Raw genomic sequence first — 23401 nt, 5'->3', positions numbered from 1 at the left:
TAAAAAGGATAATTAGAAAAGAAATGAATTCTATTAAAGATGTTTTAGACAGACCAACAGTGATATCAATTGCTCTCATCAGCCTTGTAGCAAGCCTATTAACGTTGAGCATCCCGATCGCAGCACAGACATTAATTAATCTAATTGCCTTTGGAAAATTAATGCAGCCTGTAGTCACTTTGAGCCTCATTGTTTTCATCTTGATGATGGCTCTTGGTGCCTTAAATGTTTGGCAAATAGTAATTCTCGAGGTCATTCAGCAAAAATTAATGGTAAAAATAAGTCTAAACCTTACCAATCATTTTACTCGCTTGTCCTTAGATAGTTTTTCAACGCATCATGGTCCTGAATTGGTGAATCGCTTTTTTGAAGTGGTTACCATCAAAAAATCACTTTCGAGCCTTTTGCTATATGGAGTGAATTTAGGTCTGCAACTTTTCCTGGGGTTATTACTACTACTGGTTTATCATCCGCTATTTATTATTTTTGACACTTTTATCCTTCTCAGTATCGTGTTAATTATCTTCATCCCATATCGTAAGGGATTAGATAGTGCAAAAAAGGAGTGTGCGCAAAAACACCAAGTAGGTGCCTGGCTAGAAGAACTTTTAATTAATCGATTTTTATTCCGCTTTAGTAACTACAATCACTATGCTACTTTACAGTCCGACAGGCATTTGGTGTCTTTTTTGAATGCAAGAAACACTCATTTTCGACAACTTATTAAGCACCAAATTGGTTTTTATCTCCTTTCTGCGTTTTCAAGTAGCCTCCTTTTGGGATTAGGAGGATATCTGGTTATCAAAAATCAATTGAGCTTAGGACAACTTGTAGCTGCTGAAATTGTACTTGGTGCATTGATTTATGCATTTAAAAGATTTGGTGTGCTTTTAGAAAATTATTACGATTTAGTGTCCTCAGAAAGCAAGATGGATGCAGTTCTTAACTTACCTCTTGAGGAAATCAAAAATGAGCTTCATGCTTTATTTCTACCTATGAAGACAATCGAAATAGGTATCTTTGATGAGACCAAAGTAAATGCTTCATTGGAAATGCCACTAGTAGTTTATTCTCAAAATGCAGAATCCTGCAAATCATTTGCCGAATCACTTTTGGGTTTTGGAAAAAAATCTAACATGGAGGTTTTAGTCAATCAAAGTATTTGTAATGAAGAGCATCGAACAGCACTTCGTCAATACAGTTTATTGTTGCGAAAACCAGAATTGTTTGCCGGCAGCATTTATGACAATCTCGTGTTAAATCATAAAAATACATCACAAAAAATTATTATTGAGCAATTTAATGAATTGGGTCTCTCAAAAAAACTAATGCATCAACCTTATGGCTTAAAAACAGTTATTTATGATTGGCAAAATGAATTTACAGAATTTGAACTCATTGCCCTGATGGTTATTCGTGCTGTCCTACTGCAGCCACAATTACTCATTATTGACCGAACTTTTGATGGATTAGAGAGAGAAAAAATTGACTTACTTATGACGCGATTACTGAATTTAAAAAATACCATCTTGGTTGTAATCACTCAAACTCCTGAGCTTAAAGAAATGACAAATTGCGTGGTGCTTCCATGAAATTACATGCTTATACCATGATTGCAAAACTCCCAAAGCCCCAAAAAATTGCCAAAATAATTTTTATTATCGCTCTAGTTATCGTTTTATTTTTAAGTTTTACTCCTTGGCAACAGTTTGCTCTTGGCGATGGTAAGGTGATCGCTTACTCCCCAACCGAAAGACTTCATACATTGAACTCCCCAATCAATGGGCGTATTAAAAAATGGTATGTCGATGAGGGGATGAGGGTAAAACCGGGCGATCTTCTAGTTGAAATCAGTGATAATGATCCGGAGCTATTAAAGCGATTGGAGTTGGAAAAGAAAGCCATAGCCCTGCGGAGAGAAGCCGCAGAACAATCAATATTAGCGGGAAAAGCCAATTTAGTACGCCAAAAAAGATTGTACGAGCAGGGAATTAATTCAAAACGTCAGTTTGAATTGGCACAAATTGAATATTCAAAGTACCAAAGTGAGTTAGCACAAGCAAATATTGACATGGTCGATGTTGATGTACGTATTGCACGTCAACAAACACAACTCATAAAAGCCCAAGTGGCCGGTGTTATTTTTAAACGATTAACAGGGCAAGAGAGTGTCGTCGTCAAATTGGGAGATGTTCTGGCACAAATCATTCCCGAGACTGAATCACGCGCGGTGGAGTTATGGATTGATGGCAATGATATTCCATTTGTTCGACTTCATCAAAAAGCTCGCCTACAGTTTGAAGGATGGCCTGCAATTCAATTTAGAGGTTGGCCTGGGATTGCCGTAGGTACCTTTGGAGGGACTGTTTCTTTTATAGATCCCACTGACAATGGTATAGGATTATTTCGTGCAGTTATTGTCCCTGATGAACCTTGGCCACAAACACGATTTTTACGGCAGGGTGTCCGCGTTCATGGTTGGGTTCAATTGGGGGAGGTGCCTTTATGGTACGAACTGTGGCGGCAATATAATGGTTTCCCTCCTGAAAGTACTCGAGAGAAGAGTCAGCCATGAATCGATTGTTTACTCCTACCGGATTTAAATATCAGCTCATTGTAGGTTTTATTTGTTTAGCCCTTTCGGCTGTCAGTGCGGCAAGCGAACAAAATAAATTAACCCTGGATAAAGTGCTCCAGAGTGTTTCTTATTATTATCCAAAAATTAAAATAGCACGGCTGGAAATTACCAAGGCTCAAGGCGAGCATTTGAGTGCGTTGGGAAGGTTTGATCCCTCTCTCGATGCAACCACTCGATCACAACCCCTTGGTGGCTATATTAACAATTACGGAGATAGCCAGCTTACTGTTCCTACCTTCTATAACGGAGTCAAATTATTTGCAGGTTATAGAAATGGGAATGGGAACTGGCCCATTTATTATCAAAACTACTTAACGAATTCAGGAGGGGAGTATCGAGCTGGACTTTCATTTCCTTTACTCCGTGACCGAGCAATTGATAAGGAACGAACCAATTTATTAACTACCGCTGAGTCAATTGAAATGAAAAAGCACGACTCGGAGGCGATTAAAATTCAAATATACCAAGAAACAATTAAAGCGTATTGGCAATGGGTAGAAGCAGGATTGCAATTAAAAACCTTTAGACAGTTATTGAAATTAGCTCGAAAGCGACAGGTCGCAATCGAACAACAAGCAAATCAAGGTGATCTGCCTAAACTGGCAATCATTGAAAATATGCAACAAATAATCCAGAGAGAGCAATTACTTAACCAGGGAATGATGATATTTGAACAGGCCGGAATTAATTTATCTTTGTATTATAGAGATGAAAAAGGAAATCCTAAAATTCCTTTGGAAAAGAGTCTTCCTTCGCATATTTTGATGCAGCCAGGTCAATTAGCACAAGGGTTATCTCAGTTAGCCCGCCATCCTTCATTAAAAAGGCTACAAAATTACTCAAGAATAATTAAGCTTAAGCGTGACTTAGCGCAAAATGAGCTACTTCCCAATTTGGATGCTACTGCATATACATTTAAGCAAAACGGCAGTGGAGGATATCCTGAATTAATTCCACAGGCAGCTTTTATGGGAGTTTCTTTCAAATTTCCTGTATTACAACGAGAAGCCAAAGGCAGATTAATTCGCACCCAAAGTGAATTGGAGCAAATAAGAGCCGAGAGAAGGTTTACGTATGAGCAGCTTAAAAATCAACTGACCAATCTTTACATTGGGATAAGAAGAATCCATAAACAAGTAGATTATTTAAAAAAAGAGTATCATTTGGCACTAAAGGTTCAACAAGGAGAGTCACAAAAATTCTATGAAGGGGACAGTACTTTGTTCCTAGTGAATCAGCGAGAACAGCTAACCACCCAGGTGCAACTGAATTGGATAAATGCTCAGGTACAACAGGAGGAGTTAAAAGATTTGGTGCGTTTCTTTTCCTCAACGGAAGTGGAAAAGTAAGATAAAAAATTTTCTTAGGAGTAATTTAACGGTTGCGGTTTAGCTTAAATTTTCAATCCTGTTTGTTCGTCAGATTTTTGTTCAGCTATTTGTCTCGCTTGCTCAGGGCATTGTTTGGCAACACCACCAATGTTGTGAGTAAACAACGCCTTAACGCCTAAGTCATTCGAATGATATTTAACGGTAAATAAATCTCTCCTACAGAATTTTCCGCTATCAGGAATGTATAAAACTACACTTTCTTCATCCAGTTTTTCACTTTGAAGTTCTTCAATGTCATAGAGAATGCTAGCTGTATTGTTAGAATTATGCCAAGCTAATGCTTCTTTCAGTGTTTTTTCTTCTCCGCCCTTTCCTGTGCCTTTGACGTTGAAGGCTTTGGACATACTATCGTCCCTGAAATTATCAATTACATTTGCAATTAGATAAGTCGGCAAAGTTATTGGTAAAAATGCGACTATTGCTACTATCCCAGAAAAAAGAAATCGCGGAACTTGATTAAAAATAAAATTAATCACTCCGCTTACGGCAAATAATGTTGATTCGAAACTATTAGTTTTATTTTTTCTTGATAATTCGTTATATCGCTCAGTCATAAATACGTCAAGTCTTGCAAGGGCACCAGGTATACCTAAGGTAAGGACATCAAATAAACCAAAGGAAGGATCTTCGTCCGTTACCGACATATCGCCGTTAATAACCATAAAAGAGTCTAAAAATTTGGTACCAAGCGAGGTACGTAGAGTTCGTGCATTTGGATAAATTTTAGATTCAAAAATGAAGTGTAAGGGATTTTTCATGGTTGAGGCCTTTAAGAAACGGGTATGAAAAACAGTTTACAAAGAGGAAATTAACTGAATATTAAGTAATGTTCGTAATATGCGAAGTTTGAGGCTTTGATCAGACCGAATTCATTTTTAAGTCTGTTTACTGTGAAAAACTTGTGCTGGAATTGGCTGTTTCCATATGTATCGTAATAAAAAGGCAGATACATGAGTTTGAGTCGGCCTTCAATAAGGGCTGGGTAAAATCCCAGCCCTCTTTATTTTACAAACCATAATAATCTGAAATTGTTCTATTCATTTCTGGGGAAAAATCAGGCCAATGATCTTTATCAAAACCTGGGGAATTTTCCAATCGTTCTTTATCTATATTTAAAATAAAACAATCTTCATCAGGATTATAAGTAAAAGCATTCCATGGAATTGCGAAATATTTATTACCAAAATTCATGAAGCCTCCAAAATCAAGAACTAGATAAGTAACTTTTCCAGAAAGCTTATCAATTACCATTTCAGCGACTTCTCCTAAATCTTCCAGTGCGTTGTTTTTAACTGCAACACCTACAACCTCTCCAGAACGAACATTTGAATTAGCCATTTTATTTCATCCTTGTTTGATAATTTAAAGATTAAGCAGCTACCGTATCTTTAGTTCTGCTCTCCATTTACTCTCATTACTAAGGGATATAATCCATTGTAACGCTACCCATCTAGCTGTTATTACTTTTATTCGATATCAAATAGTTAGTAAGATTCCTGAGTAATCAATACTCTTTTTTAAATTCTTCTATTAAAGCTTAATAAGGAAAGTCTGTTTGTCAAATCACTTTGTTTAATTAATTTACAATGAATAGCCAAATGCAAGCTCAAAATCCTAACTGGGTGAACTTTATCTTTCTTGATCGCCTTTGTGTATAATGCATCCCTATGTTTACCACCAGAGAATTCACATTTGGATCACGAGAATCAAACACCATACGCGCAGCTGGATCCAAATGCCATTTTGGATGCAATTGAAAGCACAGGTTTTATTTGCACAGGCAGCCTGATTGCACTGAATAGCTATGAAAACCGAGTTTACCAAATCGGATTAGAAAATGCTGAGCCCCTCATTGCTAAGTTTTATAGGCCTAATCGTTGGAGTTCTGCAGCTATTTTAGAAGAACATCAGTTTTCTCTTGAATTAGCACAACATGAAATTCCCATTATTGCCCCCCTTATGATAAAGGATCAAACCCTGCACCATCATCATGAATTTCGATTCGCACTCTTTCCTAGACGCGGAGGTCACGCACTTGAGCTAGATAATAGTGAGCAGCTGGAATGGATGGGCCGTTTTTTAGGTCGCTTACACCGGGTAGGTGCCTGCCAAACATTCAAACACCGCATTCAATTAGATGTGCAAAATTATGGGCATGATCCTTACAACTTTCTTATTGACCAAAATTTTATCCCAGATTATTTAGTCACCAATTTTTGCAACACTGTAGAAAGGGTAATCCACAAAATTAAACAGGTTTTTGAAGCCATTGGAAATGTTTCTTCACTACGCTTACACGGTGATTGCCATGCGGGAAATGTGTTATGGAGTGAATCAGGTCCTCATATCGTTGATTTAGATGATTGCCTGATGGGACCGGCGATACAGGATATTTGGATGTTGCTTTCTGGTGAAACGGATCAAATGAATTTACAATTGGACAAGATTTTACAAGGTTATTGTGAATTTCATGATTTTAAGCCGCATGAACGTCATTTAATCGAACCTTTACGTACGCTGCGTATGTTGCATTATTCAGGATGGCTTGCAAAACGCTGGAACGACCCAGCTTTTCCGGTAAGTTTCCCATGGTTTAACACGCCTGTATATTGGCAAAATCTGTTGGTGAACCTTATCGAACAGGAAGAATTACTAGACCAGATCGAACCCTTAGTTTGAGCAATAGAAAGTCTTGAGCCACTCAAATTAAACGAGTATTTATAGGTCAAGATGATGAAAATTTAAACTTTACACCACAGGATCATTTGGTATAATCAACCACCAACGAGCATTATGAGTAAATAAATTGGCAATATCTAAAACTAATAAAACCATCATTTCGAATTTTTTTAAAAATTATAACGAACTTTCGGGTTGGCGACGATGGATATTCCCAATCAAATTTACAGAGCCAACCAATGAAAAGAATGCCTTTATTATTTGTAATTTTTTATTAAGTAGCTGGTTTTCATCTTTTTGGCGCTCCGTATTCCCTTTTTTGGACACTTTTGCTAAAAGTGATTTGCATCGATCCAACCAAATTATAGGGAATTTTGATTTATTTAATGAAAACAATTTTAATGTGATCGCAGCACATGAAAATCCCTATGATCTTTGGGATGCCCTATCGACCATTGGAATTTCGTATAAAGAAAAATTGGATGACCAATATACCCATAATGGAGTCTTTCTTACTGGCAACAGAGCACAGGCTAATTTTGAACGAATAGCAAATCATAAAAATCCGAATGAACTTCTGGATTCCTTTGTAGCGTTTCTTTCTTATGATGATATTTCAACGATTTATGCTTCAAGTCAAAATTCAAAAGAAACCCTTCAATCCGATCTTGATGCAATTGCAAGCAGTGAATATGAGCCGCGAGAAGTTGGGAAAGCGCTTCATCTACTCTATTGTTCGCAAAAGAAAATAGACCAAGCTGATCGTACTTTGATCGCAGAAAAACCTTCTAGAGATAGTGTACAGGCTCTTTGTTTTGCCCGACAAGCGGGTTTATTAGAAGGACCGTTAGCTCAGGATATTCGTGATCTGATAAAAACAAGTCACAATCCTCTCGTTGCTATTTCAGTTGTTCATACCCTCCAACTCGAAGGTTTATTAGATGAACGGATGGGTAAGGAAATTTGTGCCGGGAATGCCCTTATGTACTCTCCAAAAGAAATTCCTTTAGCTCTGAACGCTTTACACGGCCTCTCACTATCCTCCATAGAAAATAATCGTAAGCTGCTTATTGCATGCAATGCTCCCAAAAAGTTTATCGAACTCCTAAATTGCCTTCAAGAAAACAACCTTTTAAATGCACCTCTTGCCCAAAGAAATTTTGATCTTGCTGTTGGAAAAGTACATTTTGAAGCATTTCACTCCATGGTTTCCAGCCTTCATTCAGCTGATCTATTGAGGGAGGAACAAGGACAGGAAAATTATGAAAAAATTGCGCAATGTGACGAATCTCTGGCGCCTTTGTTCAAACTATTAAATCAAAGTAATCTATTAAACCAAGAATCTTTTGATCGTATTATTCACCATCAAAAATGGTTAAGACTCAATATTTGGCAAAAAATTCCGCCGGATACTTTTGAAAAAGACCATCTTTTCAATATTCTTAGGATTTGTGATAATGATTCCCAAGGTCAGTTATCTAAGATGTCCGCTTGCATAAAATACATTAACGCAAATGTTCTGAAGAAAAACAGAAAGCCTGAAGAGCCCACTTTGAGTGATAATACAAATGATTTAGGCGCTAGTACATCGCTCCAAAATTTTTAATAGAATTTTAGGTTAGCCATGTTAGAGGATGAGGGATACATGGCTTTCCAAATTTTTGTAAACTATTGAGCGATTTCCTAATTTATCCATTTATTCAGCGATTATCCCCCCATTTAAATACCGCGTACGCAATTTTTTAAAGCATTACACCTACGTATTTCCTTCTTATAGGCAGTTATTGCGTATAAGGCGTAAGTTTTCCCTAAGTTCCCAAAGTTAAAATAAAAGTTGAACTTAAAGTCGATAAATCATTGTCTGAAATGTAGTTGAATTCTTGAGTCATTAAAGAAATGAGATCAGGAAGGCCATGCCTATCGCACATCAACCGGGAGCGCATAATGAATATAATCGATCTAATGAAGGAACTTCACTATCCCACTAGTGAAGGAGGCGTATGTAAAGGATTAGCACTTATGGCCCAAAGAGCGCATTGGGCAGGACAATCTGATCAATTTAAAGCAAGGATGGCCTACCTGCGCGGGCTTAAACCAAACCAATTAGAAGATTTATTACTGAGCGCGAAGCAACACGATAAAGATTTGCGAGAACACAGAACGATTGCCCCTTTATCCCAGAATGAACAAATATTATTAACCGTAGATGCTTTTTTCTTTCAGATCTGGGCTCACTTCAACCCGAGTGAAACCCAGAAATTTTTAGACCTTAATCATGGCCAATTGTTCAATCAACTTGAAACACTTAAAATTGAAGAAGTAATGTATGATAAGGATTCTGTGGATAAAACAATTTCTCCATTACCCAAGCCCGATCGTTTTCTATTTACCGCATCCAATGATAATTGTGATGGATTGAAAACTTTTTTTGAAACCATAAAACAGTATGGTGATGTATCACCCGGTTGCGTCATTTCCTCTGCAAATCATGACATCCACGTTATTTTTGATAAAGAAAACAATAAATGGGTATTAACTAATCATGATGATATTTTAGAACGTGAATCAATAGATGAGATTACAGCAGAAATTATCTATGCATTTAAAAAAAGACGCTTAACAGACGATATCGTTAATATTTCTATTGGTGTTTATACTGATAAAAAAATGGAAAGAGCTCAATCTCTTTCGCAGGATCTGACTAAGATTACCAACCAAGCATTTGAAAAAATGCTGCAGAATACATCCGATATTAATCGAACAGATGTATATGGAACTACTTTGTTACATGTCGCTGCAATGTATGGGTTTAGCGATAAAGTCTCACAATTAGCCCAAAGAAACGATATTGATTTAAATGGAATAAATGACAGTCATCTTTCCGCATTAATGTTAGCAATAATGTTCAGCCATGTGGAGGTGGTAAACGAGCTATTAAAATATCCGCTGAATAAAGCTGCTACGATGTATGAACTAGAATCAGCCCTATTTTTTGCTTCAGCTAACAGTAACGTTGAAATTGTAGAAGCAGTGTTAAAGAAGTTTGGTATTCCAAATATTTATTTAGATGCTCTTAATCCCTTGAGCGGTGCAGTGATCAATAATAAATATGACGTCATACATCGATTGCTTAGAGAGCCTTCTATTAAAAAAAGCAGTATTTTACCGTATGCCTTATATAAAAAAAGCGACAGTAAAACAATTGATATATTGTTAGCTTCCCCAGATATAGGACTCAATTCAACTCACATGTCATTCGGGGCATTGCATTTAGCTGCAGAAAGAGGGGATATTGCGCTGACAAAAGCCTTATTGGCGACAGGCAAACAGGTTACCCCTATGAATGACGAAACCTTATGGCGTTGGATGCCTTTTGAGCAAATTATTGCACCTACTTATCACGCTAATACTATTTATCTTTCCCATACCGGCGAATACAAGGTTTTTAATATTCATGGTGAAGTACGTACAGGAACTGTGGATACGAGTACTTTTGATTTGTCCGGATTGCGTCCCTATAACTTTGGATTGCTTTCGAGTTTAGAAAATGATCCTGAAAAAGCACTTCCTGGTCATATCTATTTATCCCAAGAGGGCACCTATTTAGTATGTAATCATAATGGAACCCTACATTCAGGGATTATTCCAAATGATTTTATTTCTATTTTAAACTTGGAAGAACTCGATATTGAAATAGTGAAACCCAATTTTCAATCTCGAATACTCTTTGCCCTCACACAAGAAGGCCACACCGAAATTAACTCAGTTTTTGAAAACCCAGATATACAACGGCGTCTACTCTCTGCATTAGTTCACGCGGGTAGTATCATTTCATTTATCGATGTGAATCTTGAAGGCCCGCAACGCGATAAAGCCATTAACCTTGCAGCCCAAAATGGACATTTAAATATCGTGCGCGAATTACTTCAGCACCCAGATATCGATGTAAATTACCAACGCGGATTATCTAAGCCAATTTTATTAAATCAAATTGTTCGCTTAAAGACACCCGAGTCAATAAAAACCCTGGAACTTCTATTAGATCACTCAAAAATTGACATGAATTTGGCCGATAGTACTTCAAAGAGTCCCTTATGTACTGCAGTCCAATGTGGCAATTTTGACGCTGTTGAGGCATTACTAAAGCATAAAGCAATTGATGTGAATCAAGGAAATCCGTTGGAAATTGCAATTAGGGAAGGGCACTATGATATTTTAAAATTATTAATAAAACACCCGCAAATAAATGTAAACCAACGTACCTCTAATGGCTTACTTCCTGTATGTTATGCGATGGAATATGCGGATCAAAATTCATTTAGATATGATAAATACGTACAAGCCCTACTGAGTCACGAGAATGTTTTTACACAATTGGATACTCAATCCAATGACTTAAATGGTTATTGGAAAAATTATTACCAAGCCCAACCATTAATCCAGTGCATTCACCAAATTATAGAATCATTAGTTATGTATCATAATGGATATACAAAACTCGTAATACTCGATAAACCGCCTACTGAGGCTGAGCTCGATAAAAATACTGTTGCGCTAATAAATAAGGATAATGAGTGGATTGTATATCGTAGAATAGAAAATAATGTAGTGCATTTCGTCATCGATAAAAACGCTTTAGATGCTGATAAGGTAAAAAGTATCGATATCAGACTCCACAATAAAATATATAAGGATCATGAACTGATTGATTATATGTTGCTTCTATCTTCTTATACTTATATCGATGTAATCGATGGGTTACAATTTGAGTTATCGGATTTTATTTCTGATCTCCAACATTGTGAGTTTGACAAAGACGGAATTACCTTCGCAATTGAGAATATATTTAATCGAGTCATTGGTATGTGTAACTCAGCACAAAACAGTAAAACGCCACTTTTTTTTAATGAGAAGTCAGGACCTAATTTTAATCCCCTATGCAATAATGCAAAACAAGAATGTATCAAGCGAATAGAGCAATTTGAATGCAGCTTACAACCGCCTCAGGCTGCATAGCCAAAGTGCGGGGCGCTAGGTAAAATAAAAGGGGACACAGATTCTAATTAAAAGAAAGATCACTCATATTCTGGCTCAGACCGGTCTCGAAAGATTTATTTTTATCGAAAAATTTAAAGCTTAGAGCGGGTTCAAAGAGGAAGTTGAATCGTTCGCCGGCAAAGTTAATGCTTTTAACATAGTGCGCTCCCCTAAACATGTTTAGATCTTTTAAATCCTCCTCGGTTTTCTTTTTAGGAAGTAATGAATTATATTTTTTTAATAAAGCTAATATAATCTCTTCTTCCGTTGCGCTTTTCATTTCTAATTTACTACACTCGAATCTTCCATTTCCGTTATAAATACACTCAACATGTTGCCATTCTTGTAGAGGACAATTTATATGTCCATATATTATTACTTTTTTACCTATTTGAAGTTCTTCTTCGCAAGATTCCAGCCCCATGGTCCTCATATCGATATTTTCAGGTGTTAATTCAATAGGAAATGCACAAAAATCCTCGTTATAAATTTCCAAAAAATGAAACTCAGCTTCCTTTTCTGTCATTAACGGAGAGCCAAAACCCCGATATTTCTCATTTCCCATAAACATTGTGTGGAGGCCATTACCATCTTTCGAATAATCATACAGGCTTGCATGACTGTATTCTTGAAAATTGGAAAGATACAACCAATCGCCAGGGATATAATCTTCTTTTTTTAAGACAGGAGAGTGAGGAAAGATTTCTAACATCTCCTGTTTATGATCCCCAATTAAAAGACCATCCGCGATTATAAGCGGGTGGCTTTTAAAAAGGAGATTAAAATTTTTTGCGCCGATAGTATCTAATAATGCTTTATACTGGATACACATCATCATGCTATGGCATTCAAGAACTATTTTTGTTGTATCATCAAAAATGGAATCTATTGCTTCAGAGGGTAATACTTCTTCTTTTACTTTAAAAAGTCCTAATTTGTTATTTGCTTGGATCCAATAGTTTTTATTGAGTTGTAGATAATTAGCTTCAGCTGTAGGATATTGATAATTACCATCAAGCGAATGAAATTTCTGATTGTTCATGAGTTTGACTGCATTTAACCTAAATGCAACTTCATAATTAAAATGTTCTAGTGATTTAAATCGTCGATCACTACTAACTAATTTGATAATTATTTCACGTTGGAGAGGGTCTTGGCTCATGCATGATAATGCAATTTTTCTTATTTCGAGTTGCGTGAATATGTCTTTAACAGTAGGCCAGGCTTTTGCAAGATTAAGACAAAATTGTTGGTTTAGATAGGTGGTATTTATTAAATTAGCCTCATAAGACTTAAAAATTGCAAAATATTCTGCATCTTTTTTTAAATCGTTTATATCACTGAATACAGCTGTCCTTTTTGATTTGACCAACATATTAAATCGTTCTAAATTTGTAGATCTTATTTTAAGTAATTCTTCTATTAGTTCCTTATCAAGGGTGGTATCTGACTCAAAATTTTCTCTTATCTTGATATTTTTTAAATTTTTATAACTAATTAAAAACATAAGACTTATTCCAATCTATAAATTTATATAACTTAGCCATATTGATGATTATATCACCAAGACATTTAGATAAGGAATTAAATTCAATTTTCAGCTTAGCAATCTTAGGTAGGTTCAGGACCAACCTACGATTGCTGAATTGTTCCCCCTGATCAAGGGGGAATCTCAATTAATCGCGTCTGCCCCCATTGCTGATATATCAGGGCAAATGACTCAAATCACGAGGCTAGTTTTTTGAATTAACTGGATAACTATCTCCGGGTTTTGCTCCAACCATAACTATTGTTGCGCCATTTTTAGAATGACTGCTAACGCAAGTGTAAGCAGGTAGAATGAAATATTCTCCTTTGCTATAGGTTGTTGTTTTACCATTAATATGAAGGTGAAGGGTTCCTTCCATAATGACAACAAGCAATTTATGTTTGTAAAAATGTGGTGGATGGTTGTGGCCTGCAGGAAGTTTGGCAATTCCTCCTTTCATTTCTTTAAACAAGACAGCTTGTCGGGTGGATTTGCTGTAACTATTGCCTATTGATTGCCATTTCTCATGTTTCGCCGTGCCCGATTCAAATGATTCGGCATTACCTTTGCACTGAGCAAACCCTGAAGTGGATAAACCAAGTAATAATATTGTACCTGCTGAGATAGAAATTAAAACTTTACGAATGATCTTGTTCATGTTCTTCCTTGATTTTGGGGTATCCATACATATATCAGACTTAGGGAGTTTTTGTCTAGATTGAAAAAGTACATAGACATTCCCCTTAGGTCCCTGAACGCATGCTTATAGTGGTCGTTATCCAAATATGATCATTGAACAATTCGATAATTGTCTGGAGTTCTACCATTTTATTTTTATAATACCCACTTTTTGTTCAGTTAAATTTAAGGGTTGTCATTAATGCAAGATAAAAAAGAGGCGAGTAGGATTGAAGGATTTAAGATAAATCCTAAAAAAGACCTCACACGAGATAGTGTGATTAACTTAATCAAGGCCATAGAAGGTTCTCAAAGAGAGGAAGTTCCATTAAATGAAGAAATAGACATTATTATGAAGGAACTGGTATTCTTTGCATCGATTCAAGAGTTTCAAAATGCCTTAATTGCTTTGAATCAATTTGCTGCTCAAATAGTACATTTTCCAAACGAGGAAGCTTTTCTTGAGTATATACAGAAAGAAACCCACCCGTCTGTTTTAAAAACCCAACAAGTTGTTTACTTTTTTGCATTAATGAATGAAGTAGTAAAACACCAAAATGAACTCATAATGACTGGAAGTAAAGAAGACAAAAATATCGAAAATGAGATTCTTCCTTTCTGTGTTTTAAGTAATGCCAAAAGGGCTTTAAAATTTCTTACCCCAATGCTTTCTCCACTACGAATCGATCCTCTATATCGGAGTGCATTTGATAATGATGTTGCAAAGTTAGACATATTTTTTAGCTGTCTTAGAACACATAAAGAGTGTTGGATAAACGACCGTTATTTTTATCGTCAAGCCACTCATTTACCCGCCTGGGATAGTTTATACATTGAATCGTTTCATAATATTTTTAACGATATTTCGCATAAAAACTATATATTTTCTATTTTAAATAATATTCAAGAACGACTCATAATGTGTAAAGATTCCTCTTATCCTGCCTTTATTCATTACAAGACAACGGATGTAAAAGAGTTATTTTTGAATATTAGTCAATATTTGGGCAGCGATAATTTAATTCAGAAAAAAATTGAAGAACAAATAGCTTCTGGAGCTACCATGCGTTCTTTTAATCAGGAGTGTAAAAGAGCGGGATCCAAGACCTTATTATTAGGAGGAACTTATGGAAATGGATGTGTTCTTGCCGCGGCCCAAAAATATGGAAAAACTATTTTCACCAAAACAAATGGGAGTTTTCAGGCGTCCTATCCTCATTGTCGTTGGGTCAATTATCACAAAAAGCCTTATATTCATGAACACTCACTCATTGATCCGCAAATTACCGAAGGATTTGATCCTTTTAATCCAAAACAGAATGTTGAGAAACAAGGCTTTAGCGAGTTTCCTGCGCTATTAGAGGTGAGTCATCGTTATAAAACCAATTTTCTAACATTTGAGTTAGGGCAAGTTAGAAGTTTAGCCGCTTTGCCGCTCGAACAACAACGCCAATTAATTCGCTCAGAGTGTGTGGATTATTCTAAATTAGCTCATTTCAAACCCAGTACTTTATCAAGAATTAGACAGCGGAGTGAACAAGATAAGTCACACTATCCTATTTTATCATGGATGCAAAGGGGCAGCAGACCTACGGTTAATTTGAAGAGACATCGTCAAGAACATTCTGACGAAGGCCCAAGCTCTACTCAAAATATGGCTCCTTAATTGATTAAGTTCAGAGTATACAGAACCCGCTTGTAAAAGGGTTATTACCATTTATGCATTTTCTGGAGTATTCAGAGATTTAAATTTTTATGGTGCAAGTAATCTTTCAGAAGTTCTTTTTTTGAATGGAGTAGTCGGGCAGTGCCCGACTATTTTTAAAAGAAAAGAATACCTACTAAAGATGAATACTTAAAACATCTGTGGGATTTTCAAGGTATTGCCCTTCACAAATTACTTTTGCTCCAAGTTTTATATACATTTTATTAAGTTTCGGATTCAATGTATCGAGGTAAATAAAATCCGCACCTAATTCAACAGCTAGAGATTTTGCTTTCTCCAGAAGCTGTCTGGCAAAACCTAATCCCCGGGCGTTTTCTTCTACATAAATATAATCAAAATAAACCACTTTTAATTCACCGCGGATAGCACTATCTTCATCATCATTTTGAAATCGATGAAAATTTTTTTCAAATAAACCAAACATACCCACTGGTTGATCATTAAAAGTGCCAACGTAAATTTGATCCTGCTTTGCCCGTACATCCTTGAGATAAAATTGTTTATCATTATTTTGCAAATATCCCCATGCTTTTTTCGCCCAAGAAGCTGCAAGTTTTAGATATTCTTCTTTATTGTTTTCGTATTCGGATAATTTCTTAAAATTAAGGGTGTGTTCTCTTCCAGCAGTTGTAAAAAATACCATTTGTACTCCTATTAGTTTACGTTTTAAAATTATTTTCTTCAGTATTTAAAGTCATAATCAAAAGTGGTTTATATTACTAAAAATGGATACTATGACTTAGCCATTTCCAATTGGAACATGTTGGCTTAATCAGAACCTACATTATAAAAATTACTTGAACAAAAAAATATCTCAGAAGGTTTATCACGATTTTTACGGGATCGCCAAAAAAAAGGAAATCAAAAGTTTGTTATAGATAAGATTTTTCATCCTTAGACGTTCACTCTGATATCCGCTCCCCTGCCTATATCCATCTCTTTCCATCAAAATATACTTTGCTATCTAGACTATTATATATGTCACATTCAAGTAACCATTAAGCGGTGAGTGTAAATTTGAGAGAGGCGGCGTCATGGGCGCCTTCATTGGTGCCCGTTATAATATTCTGGGAAGTTTTAATATCAATCTGTTCCTTTTTAAAAAAAGCATGGCCATAACCGAAATCAACAGTGAGATGGTTCATCAATTGATAGCCCATGGAAAAACCAGTAATCCAACTGTCTCCAGGGCCTATTTGAAATCTCCCATTCGAGGGGGACTGATTATATGTTCCTGCTACTCGGACTACCCACTTTGGTGAAACTTGATAAATTGTCCCGAGGGTTAAAAGCCAACTGTTGTGAAAGTGATAATTAATGCGAGCCCGGGGGACTATAAATACTTGGGAGGCGGCTTGCGTAGCAAAATTATACACAGAAACCTCTTTAAAGATATTCCATTGCAGGTATTGAACAGTTCCTATAAAGCCTAATTTTTCATTAAGAAAATGGCTTAGTGTCACGACACTTCTTGCTGGTGTCCAGTACTCAAAATGGTAATCATCCGAAGAAATACTCGGCGTACCAGTTATCGTACTACTCCCCTGTAAATTATAAGTCACTGCACTGCGGTAATTAAAACCCAAGGCTGTCTTTTTACCAGGTTTAATTAGTATCCCAAAATCACCGCCCAAACTGTTTGCTTGAGTGTCATTCAAGCTACGGCTTTCAGGAATATTCAAACGGGGTATGCCTGCAGAAATAGGCTCCTGGATGAGATGAGCATAGGTAAAATTAAGGTTTCCCCCTATGGAAAGGAATTGATTAATTTTAATGCCAAGCGCGGGAATGAAGTCAATATTATTCGTTTGATTGCGTGCCAGGATATAGCGCAGAATTGAGTGATTATCCAATTCGCGATTGAAATCATTTGCAACGACAGCAAAACCCGCCACGAATCTTTCACTTATAGGAATGCTAAGATACATGGAAGGTAAGAAAAAATTGGATTTAGAGGTTGTTGATCCTGACTCGAAATTACCAAAAGGTATTTTTTGCGCTCTCCCGCTAAACTCAAATTGCGCTTTTGCCAGGGTGTTCAGGAGGATAAGTTGTTGATGGGGTGAAATAGTTAATGCCGCAGGGTTAAAGTAAACAGCGGTGGCATCCTTCACTACAGCAGTTCCCATTGTTTGCTCAATAAAAGAGGCATGTAATGGCGAGTATAATAACAAAAGCCCTATGCTCAAGTGGATCCTGAAATCAATTAAGCTTGCCATGAACCTCAAATAGGAATGGGAATATCTTTCAATTTGTAAGAGTATTTTTTCATATAGTCAAGGTTATTTATTTAACGACCAAGAATGGATCTCATATTATTGAATATAACTACACGTTTAATTGCAAATTCCAGTGCGCCAAATAAAATGAGCTAAGATTTTAGTCCCCTTTATATCTTGAAAAGATGGGGATTGTGAACGCAGGAAAATTTTGGGCTCCATGTCCAAAAACCACAAAGCATAGGGACAATGGAACTAATGAGCTTGCTGGCCACAAAGTTATTTTTTATTAAGCTTACATGCCCACCATAACAAAGCAATTGTAATTATAGCGCTGATTCCTATGACCCAAAAATTAAATTGGGTTGTCAGCACCATGAATCCCATATCCAGAGGCATAGTAATAAAATATGGCAAAACAATATGGCTTATGGTATGCAAAAACGCAGCACCAGCTAAAAAGATAACAACATCTCGTAAGTTGCACATGAATCACCTCAAATGGGTCTATTTCTATAATTATAGTGCAATTTACAGGGGGCACTTTATTGTTTATGTCCCAAAAACATAGGTTTTGACGTGATCTTACGAATGAATTGATCCATGAATTAATGTTTTGTTTTCGAGTTAACAAGAATAGGAATGCTCAGGACGCTGGGCTTTTACAGCCCAGCCTACGCCGCTTTATCCATTAAAAGCTTAGAGATTTTGTTTCAGCATTCAGAATTTCTTGAGCTTTTTCCGTGTCTGCCTTGTACTTAGTGACTAATATGCCGATATCTTTTTGATTTTCTTGTTTCATGGCTCTTGCTAAAGCCAGATCCTTTGTAGGAAATTCAGACTCATCATCGGTTACATATTTTCCAAGAAGAGGTTTAAGAGTTGATTGATCTGCTCCTAGCCAGCATAGTGTATTGAAGACGCCTTGTGGCTCCATCTTATTATTATAGAAAGCCCAGTCCAAAGCCGTAAAGCCATTACTACTTTTGCTGTTAATATCGGCGCCAAAGTTATTAATTAGTAACTCAACATGGGTAACACTGCCTTGGTGGGCTGCTTTTCGGAGGGCGACATTTTTATCCTTGGTGTTATATATCTTTAGAATGCTATCCAGGGTAACCGAACTGCCACTCGTTGTTTGGCTCATTCCAGTATTGTATATACTGCTTGACGATACTTTGCGATCAGAATCAGATTGCACAAAGAATGAAAAAAATTGTCCCATGAGAGAAGAGTTTTTCGAGGCACGAAATTTTTTAAACTCATTGTCAATAGAATCAGCCAAAGCTAAAGTCTTTCGGCTTAATGGATCAAGTGCAGAGTCATTTTCATCAAAAAAAATCTTGAGCTCAGATGGAATATCAGCATTACCAAGTTTATAGAGTTCCCTAGTTTGAAATAGGGAATAAATTTTACTGAAAGTTCCCATAAATTCGGTTAATTCTTTAAACGAAGATTTATCAACTTGCTGATACATTATTTCTGAGGCGTGAACCATTGCTGTTAAATTACTTAGCTTCATACTATTATTCTAGAAAAAAAAGAGTGCAATATTACTTAATTTTGAGGTTAATGTGAACATGGTCGACCGTTGTAGATCAATGATTTTTTGATCAAATTTACTAATTTACCGGTTATAGTACCTTTCATGTAAATCTCTCTCCCGTTATTTTATGTCGAAATTGTTCTATAGTATTACATTCACATATGCGCAGGTTTAATATATTTAACCTCATCTTTCTGCAAATTGCAGGGAATAGCATATTTTTTATTTTTTTTGTTCTTCAAGATCTTGTACTACACTAATAAAATCCCAGGCATCCACTGATTTTAAAAAAGGAGATTGAAATGAAATGGATAGTTACTGCAAATACGAATAATTGCCGAATTTATGAATATCAAGAGGATGCTTTGAATCTACTTAAAGAAATTAGTCGTCCTGAAAATAAATTAAAGGATAGTGAGCTTTTTACAGATAAACCTGGAAGGTACAATTCAAGTTATTCTAAGGGGGGAGGAGGAGTCTACGACCCACATACAGAAATAGAAGACGTACAAGACAATAATTTTTCTAGAGAAATAGCCCTGGAACTTAATGAAGCAAGAAATAAGAATCTTTATAAGGAATTGGTAATTGTAATGCCAGCTCAAATAGAGGGTTTATTTTCCAAGCATCTTAATAAAAATGCGACTGATTTAATAAAATTAAAGATACAAAAAAACCTGATGCATTTATCTGATAAAGAGTTGTTTGATTATTTGCATGAGTATAAAAAGCTATAACTTTGAGCAACACGATGAAGAGTGGCATGCGATTAAATAAGGGTGTTTAAAAAGTGCTCGAACCTTCTTTGCTTAACCGATTATAAAGAGTTTTAATTATATTCAGGAACAAACTGGGGTGGAGAAGGAGTTATCTTTTTTTGCCTTTTTTATGATTATCTCGATGATGCCCAATTTCTTTCTTTTCTTGATTATAAACCCCTAAATCAGTTTCTTTTAATTTCTCGTTTGCTTTTTCTAGTCCTTTTTGGAAAGGATGTTTTTTCATAATTTAATCCAATTATTAATCTTATTTTAAGTATAGTCTGCATATTAATGGATATCTGCTTATTGAACCCCAATGTGCTCTTTTCAATTGTTCCAGGAGTGCCTCCTATTCGAAAGCAGATTCCTTCCCAAGAGTCCTGGGACCCGATGGAATATTTACTATAATTAGAAAAGTAAATTGGTCTAGGGAGCTTCCCATCTTCAAAAGCCCCCAACAATAATTTCATTCAATGGCTTCGCTAGGTAGAGTTTATTTTTAGAGTTAAGATTCTAAAAAGGCACCCGCCCTATCAAAAGTAATATTAAATAAATTACTAAAATAAGCCCAATAATACCAGAGGGCCCATAGCCCCATCCTCTACTATGCCCCCATCTTGGTAAGGCACCAATTAAAATGAGTATCAAGACAATTAACAATATTGTCCCCAGCATGATTATTCTCCTTAAACGCCATGTACTTATAACTATAGTATTAAAACTCTACTTATACTTAACGACATAAAGAATTATTAATTGCTGTATTTACTTAAACTCAAGTTATTTCCCAATGCCTGGGAAGTCCGCTTGGGAGTTAATGTGGCTAATATTGAATTATCTTGTCCAATACATGTTTGAATTATGCTGAATAAATTTTTTATAACCTAATTTCTTGGTTACTTATGTCGCATCTCCAAATAGATTCCTCAAATGAAGTGGATTGTCGTTCTCCTCATTAGTGATGGGTTCTATACAAGTAATTGTGCAGATTTTATAGGCTCAATTTTGTAAATTTTTTTTGAATCTAGTGTTCATTAATCCTTGGTCTATTTAAAAATAAGCTAATATAAAACAAAAGGAGAATATTAAGTTTCTGGAGCTAAAATGAATCATTACAGATTACGAATAATAGATAAGGAAACAATAAAAATAATTAGAGATATAGGAGGTTATGAAAATCTTCTTGAAAATGGCCAGGATACTTGGGCTAATACAGAAGTAGATGCTCGATTGAAATTAGCAGAACAAACTGTTTTTTCTAATTTTTATAGAAACAAGGGACAATTGCATCCAAGTAAAGAATGTTATGAGGAGTTAAATGATATTTGGACAGACCCAAACAAAGTATCTATAAAGCTTATTTAATTCTTTAATTTTGAACAAACCAAATCATATAATTAATACTTATCACATTAAGCAATATAAGTGGCACCTATAGAGGGATAGTATAAATGCTTCATAATCAATCACTACCTAGTTAAAAGTGACACCGAGAACCCCATTGATATGATAGTTAAATTTGCTTTGCTCCCCATTCAAGGCTTGGTAAATTGGGGTTGACCATCCTAACTGAAAAAAGAATTTCTGGGTAGAAAACCATAAAGAAGGGGTAATTAATAATAAGTCTCCTCCGGTGTCGGGATCTGCTTCCCCTGAGACCTTATCTTTGTCCATATGGACTCCATGAACTTCAACTAAACTAAAAAAAATGTATTTCCCCGTTACGCTTTTAATGTTTCGACCTAAGCCAGATTGATATAAATATTGGGTTCCTAATTTAACCTCGCCATTTTTTTCTATCCATGTTAACCCAGAAGCAGCAAACCATAGCCAATCTACAGACATGCGATTATAGGTACTTCCCAAAAAATAACTTGGTGCCCCAAAACCTGTAGGTGGGTCTTTACGAAACGAACCGGATGGCGCGGACAACCCACCTACAACAGTCAACTGGTCGGCATATTTTGAAGTACTATTGTCATAAGGAGAGTATTCTCCTTGAATGTAAATATCTCCAATTCCCGAGGAATGATTATCGCTCACATAACTTGCAGCAATTGGGAGTGATAGTAAAAGGGACGCTTTATCGGATAAGCCATAAACAAATGAAATGGGTGTGCTTGAAAAATGCTCACTTCTACTTTTCAAATAATTTGGTGCAACATAAAATTGCATTTGATCCTTTTCAATTAAACTTTGGCCAAATGAGAGAAAAGGACCAGGCTGTTGGGATGGGGGAAGTGCAAAATTTCCTATATTTGGAGGTTCATTTTCGGCTTGTGGCGAAATGATATCTTTGGCCAAAATTTGTTGGCATGAAAAGATAATAGTTAGGAATAAACTGAACCTGTTTAATTTATATAATCCACTCATTACTTAATGTTTTTTAAGATTGAAAATACTTATTAAACTACAAAAGGGGCTTAAATACCCGTAATTTTTTTAGAGTTTTTGTTTTTTTCATTTTTAATTAAATATCTAAAATCTTACCAAGCCTCCAGGAACATAAAACCACTATTTATAAACATCATTGATTTAGGAAAGAGGTGATACAACAAAATTTATTGGTATATACTCATCAAAAAAATATATAATCCAAATCAACTGAAGGGCAATGATAAAAAATTTTTTGCTCATTGATGATTTTTTTTGCAAGGAAGTTTTTTGTTCTCGTGATATTTTTTAAAAAGGATCATCTCGATAACATTGAAACTTTAAATGTAAAATATCTGTTGCGGAAGTAGAAGAAAATTTTATGAACTATGATACGATTTTGTTGACCATTAAACGACTCATTACAGGCTTACTCCCGATGCTACTGGTTGCTTGTGTGCATCAGCCACCTAATGGCCCAGATCACTATGTGGTCAGAGGGAAAACATATCATGTGATGAAATCTGCCAAAAATTACAAAGCAAAAGGAGTTGCTTCCTGGTATGGGTCACACGGTAGACATCAAAAAACATCGACCGGAGCGCGCTATAACATGTATGCGATGACAGCAGCTCATCCCACACTTCCAATTGCTACCCGAGTTCGGGTTAAAAACCTGAATAATGGCCGGTCGATTGTGGTTCGGATTACTGATCGAGGTCCTTTTTTATCGAATAGGATAATTGACTTATCCTTTGGTGCTGCTAAAAAACTCGGTATAACCGGTACTGCTCCTGTTGAAATTGAAGTAGTTTGAAATTGCAA

Annotated in this window: 21 protein-coding genes; 10 read left to right on the top strand and 11 right to left on the bottom strand. The window is 36.0% G+C overall.

Going from position 1 to position 23401, the window contains the following annotated elements:
- Nucleotides 1-23: 23 nt before the first annotated feature.
- Genes HBNCFIEN_RS15195 through HBNCFIEN_RS15185 form a run of 3 tightly spaced genes read left to right on the top strand, consistent with a single transcriptional unit; the run spans nucleotide 24 to nucleotide 3987 of the window.
- Nucleotides 24-1592: an ABC transporter transmembrane domain-containing protein gene (locus HBNCFIEN_RS15195; RefSeq protein WP_182391897.1), complete on the top strand. Its 1569-nt coding sequence runs from the start codon at nucleotides 24-26 to the stop codon at nucleotides 1590-1592.
- Nucleotides 1589-2575, top strand: coding sequence for an HlyD family secretion protein (locus HBNCFIEN_RS15190; protein ID WP_182391896.1), 987 nt, complete (start codon nucleotides 1589-1591; stop codon nucleotides 2573-2575). The genes HBNCFIEN_RS15195 and HBNCFIEN_RS15190 overlap by 4 nt, the downstream gene beginning before the upstream one ends.
- On the top strand, nucleotides 2572-3987 hold the full coding sequence (locus HBNCFIEN_RS15185) for a TolC family protein (protein WP_182391895.1): 1416 nt from the start codon (nucleotides 2572-2574) through the stop codon (nucleotides 3985-3987). The genes HBNCFIEN_RS15190 and HBNCFIEN_RS15185 overlap by 4 nt, the downstream gene beginning before the upstream one ends.
- A 44-nt stretch (nucleotides 3988-4031) precedes the next feature.
- On the opposite strand, the gene HBNCFIEN_RS15180 is transcribed toward HBNCFIEN_RS15185, so the two are convergent.
- Together HBNCFIEN_RS15180 and HBNCFIEN_RS15175 are read right to left on the bottom strand one after the other, a co-directional pair.
- Nucleotides 4032-4787, bottom strand: coding sequence for a hypothetical protein (locus tag HBNCFIEN_RS15180; protein ID WP_182391894.1), 756 nt, complete (start codon nucleotides 4785-4787; stop codon nucleotides 4032-4034).
- 247 nt (nucleotides 4788-5034) lie between these two features.
- A complete protein-coding gene (locus tag HBNCFIEN_RS15175; RefSeq protein ID WP_182391893.1) occupies nucleotides 5035-5367 on the bottom strand; it encodes a PRC-barrel domain-containing protein in 333 nt (110 codons plus the stop codon).
- 354 nt (nucleotides 5368-5721) lie between these two features.
- Here HBNCFIEN_RS15175 and HBNCFIEN_RS15170 point away from each other — a divergent pair, with 354 nt between their 5' ends.
- The 3 genes from HBNCFIEN_RS15170 to HBNCFIEN_RS15160 all read left to right on the top strand — a co-directional run bounded on the left by HBNCFIEN_RS15170 (nucleotide 5722) and on the right by HBNCFIEN_RS15160 (nucleotide 11724).
- Nucleotides 5722-6708, top strand: a complete 987-nt coding sequence (locus HBNCFIEN_RS15170) for a serine/threonine protein kinase (RefSeq protein ID WP_182391892.1) — start codon at nucleotides 5722-5724, stop codon at nucleotides 6706-6708.
- A gap of 127 nt (nucleotides 6709-6835) precedes the next feature.
- Nucleotides 6836-8314 (top strand): hypothetical protein, encoded by a 1479-nt coding sequence (locus HBNCFIEN_RS15165; RefSeq protein WP_182391891.1) that lies wholly within the window; start codon nucleotides 6836-6838, stop codon nucleotides 8312-8314.
- A 338-nt stretch (nucleotides 8315-8652) separates the two neighbouring features.
- On the top strand, nucleotides 8653-11724 hold the full coding sequence (locus tag HBNCFIEN_RS15160; RefSeq protein WP_182391890.1) for an ankyrin repeat domain-containing protein: 3072 nt from the start codon (nucleotides 8653-8655) through the stop codon (nucleotides 11722-11724).
- 43 nt (nucleotides 11725-11767) lie between these two features.
- Here the strand turns inward: HBNCFIEN_RS15160 and HBNCFIEN_RS15155 are convergent, their stop codons facing one another.
- Together HBNCFIEN_RS15155 and HBNCFIEN_RS15150 are read right to left on the bottom strand one after the other, a co-directional pair.
- The gene (locus tag HBNCFIEN_RS15155; protein ID WP_182391889.1) at nucleotides 11768-13252 is read right to left on the bottom strand and encodes a transglutaminase; all 1485 of its coding nucleotides are present in this window, start codon (nucleotides 13250-13252) and stop codon (nucleotides 11768-11770) included.
- Nucleotides 13253-13478: 226 nt separating this feature from the next.
- Nucleotides 13479-13931, bottom strand: a complete 453-nt coding sequence (locus tag HBNCFIEN_RS15150; protein ID WP_182391888.1) for an AraC family ligand binding domain-containing protein — start codon at nucleotides 13929-13931, stop codon at nucleotides 13479-13481.
- Nucleotides 13932-14153: 222 nt separating this feature from the next.
- Between HBNCFIEN_RS15150 and HBNCFIEN_RS15145 the strand changes: the two genes are divergently transcribed.
- The gene (locus HBNCFIEN_RS15145; RefSeq protein ID WP_255464251.1) at nucleotides 14154-15617 is read left to right on the top strand and encodes a hypothetical protein; all 1464 of its coding nucleotides are present in this window, start codon (nucleotides 14154-14156) and stop codon (nucleotides 15615-15617) included.
- Between the two features lie 175 nt (nucleotides 15618-15792).
- Here the strand turns inward: HBNCFIEN_RS15145 and HBNCFIEN_RS15140 are convergent, their stop codons facing one another.
- From HBNCFIEN_RS15140 to HBNCFIEN_RS15125, 4 genes are all read right to left on the bottom strand, one after another.
- Nucleotides 15793-16320: a GNAT family N-acetyltransferase gene (locus HBNCFIEN_RS15140; protein WP_182391887.1), complete on the bottom strand. Its 528-nt coding sequence runs from the start codon at nucleotides 16318-16320 to the stop codon at nucleotides 15793-15795.
- A 355-nt stretch (nucleotides 16321-16675) separates the two neighbouring features.
- Entirely contained in the window at nucleotides 16676-17896 is a 1221-nt protein-coding gene (locus HBNCFIEN_RS15135; protein WP_182391886.1) for an OmpP1/FadL family transporter, read from the bottom strand.
- Nucleotides 17897-18175: 279 nt separating this feature from the next.
- The gene (locus HBNCFIEN_RS15130) at nucleotides 18176-18385 is read right to left on the bottom strand and encodes a hypothetical protein (RefSeq protein ID WP_182391885.1); all 210 of its coding nucleotides are present in this window, start codon (nucleotides 18383-18385) and stop codon (nucleotides 18176-18178) included.
- 202 nt (nucleotides 18386-18587) lie between these two features.
- Nucleotides 18588-19418 (bottom strand): ankyrin repeat domain-containing protein, encoded by an 831-nt coding sequence (locus tag HBNCFIEN_RS15125; RefSeq protein ID WP_182391884.1) that lies wholly within the window; start codon nucleotides 19416-19418, stop codon nucleotides 18588-18590.
- Between the two features lie 326 nt (nucleotides 19419-19744).
- Between HBNCFIEN_RS15125 and HBNCFIEN_RS15120 the strand changes: the two genes are divergently transcribed.
- Entirely contained in the window at nucleotides 19745-20179 is a 435-nt protein-coding gene (locus tag HBNCFIEN_RS15120; RefSeq protein ID WP_182391883.1) for a host attachment protein, read from the top strand.
- A 130-nt stretch (nucleotides 20180-20309) separates the two neighbouring features.
- Here the strand turns inward: HBNCFIEN_RS15120 and HBNCFIEN_RS15115 are convergent, their stop codons facing one another.
- Together HBNCFIEN_RS15115 and HBNCFIEN_RS15110 are read right to left on the bottom strand one after the other, a co-directional pair.
- Entirely contained in the window at nucleotides 20310-20447 is a 138-nt protein-coding gene (locus HBNCFIEN_RS15115; RefSeq protein WP_182391882.1) for a hypothetical protein, read from the bottom strand.
- Between the two features lie 269 nt (nucleotides 20448-20716).
- Nucleotides 20717-20875, bottom strand: coding sequence for a DUF3309 family protein (locus HBNCFIEN_RS15110; RefSeq protein ID WP_220471029.1), 159 nt, complete (start codon nucleotides 20873-20875; stop codon nucleotides 20717-20719).
- A gap of 432 nt (nucleotides 20876-21307) precedes the next feature.
- Here HBNCFIEN_RS15110 and HBNCFIEN_RS15105 point away from each other — a divergent pair, with 432 nt between their 5' ends.
- On the top strand, nucleotides 21308-21568 hold the full coding sequence (locus HBNCFIEN_RS15105; RefSeq protein ID WP_182391880.1) for a hypothetical protein: 261 nt from the start codon (nucleotides 21308-21310) through the stop codon (nucleotides 21566-21568).
- A 108-nt stretch (nucleotides 21569-21676) separates the two neighbouring features.
- Here HBNCFIEN_RS15105 and HBNCFIEN_RS15100 read toward each other — a convergent pair whose 3' ends face one another.
- Complete coding sequence (locus tag HBNCFIEN_RS15100; protein WP_255464249.1) at nucleotides 21677-22576, bottom strand: hypothetical protein; 900 nt, start codon at nucleotides 22574-22576, stop codon at nucleotides 21677-21679.
- A 382-nt stretch (nucleotides 22577-22958) separates the two neighbouring features.
- Between HBNCFIEN_RS15100 and HBNCFIEN_RS15095 the strand changes: the two genes are divergently transcribed.
- Nucleotides 22959-23393: a septal ring lytic transglycosylase RlpA family protein gene (locus HBNCFIEN_RS15095; RefSeq protein ID WP_182391879.1), complete on the top strand. Its 435-nt coding sequence runs from the start codon at nucleotides 22959-22961 to the stop codon at nucleotides 23391-23393.
- The last annotated feature ends 8 nt before the right edge of the window (nucleotides 23394-23401 follow it).

Origin of the sequence: Legionella sp. PC997 (assembly GCF_014109825.1) — a bacterium.
Taxonomy (GTDB): domain Bacteria; phylum Pseudomonadota; class Gammaproteobacteria; order Legionellales; family Legionellaceae; genus Legionella.
Note: the sequence above shows the minus strand (reverse complement) of the source record. Positions and strands in the feature narration are given on the sequence as shown.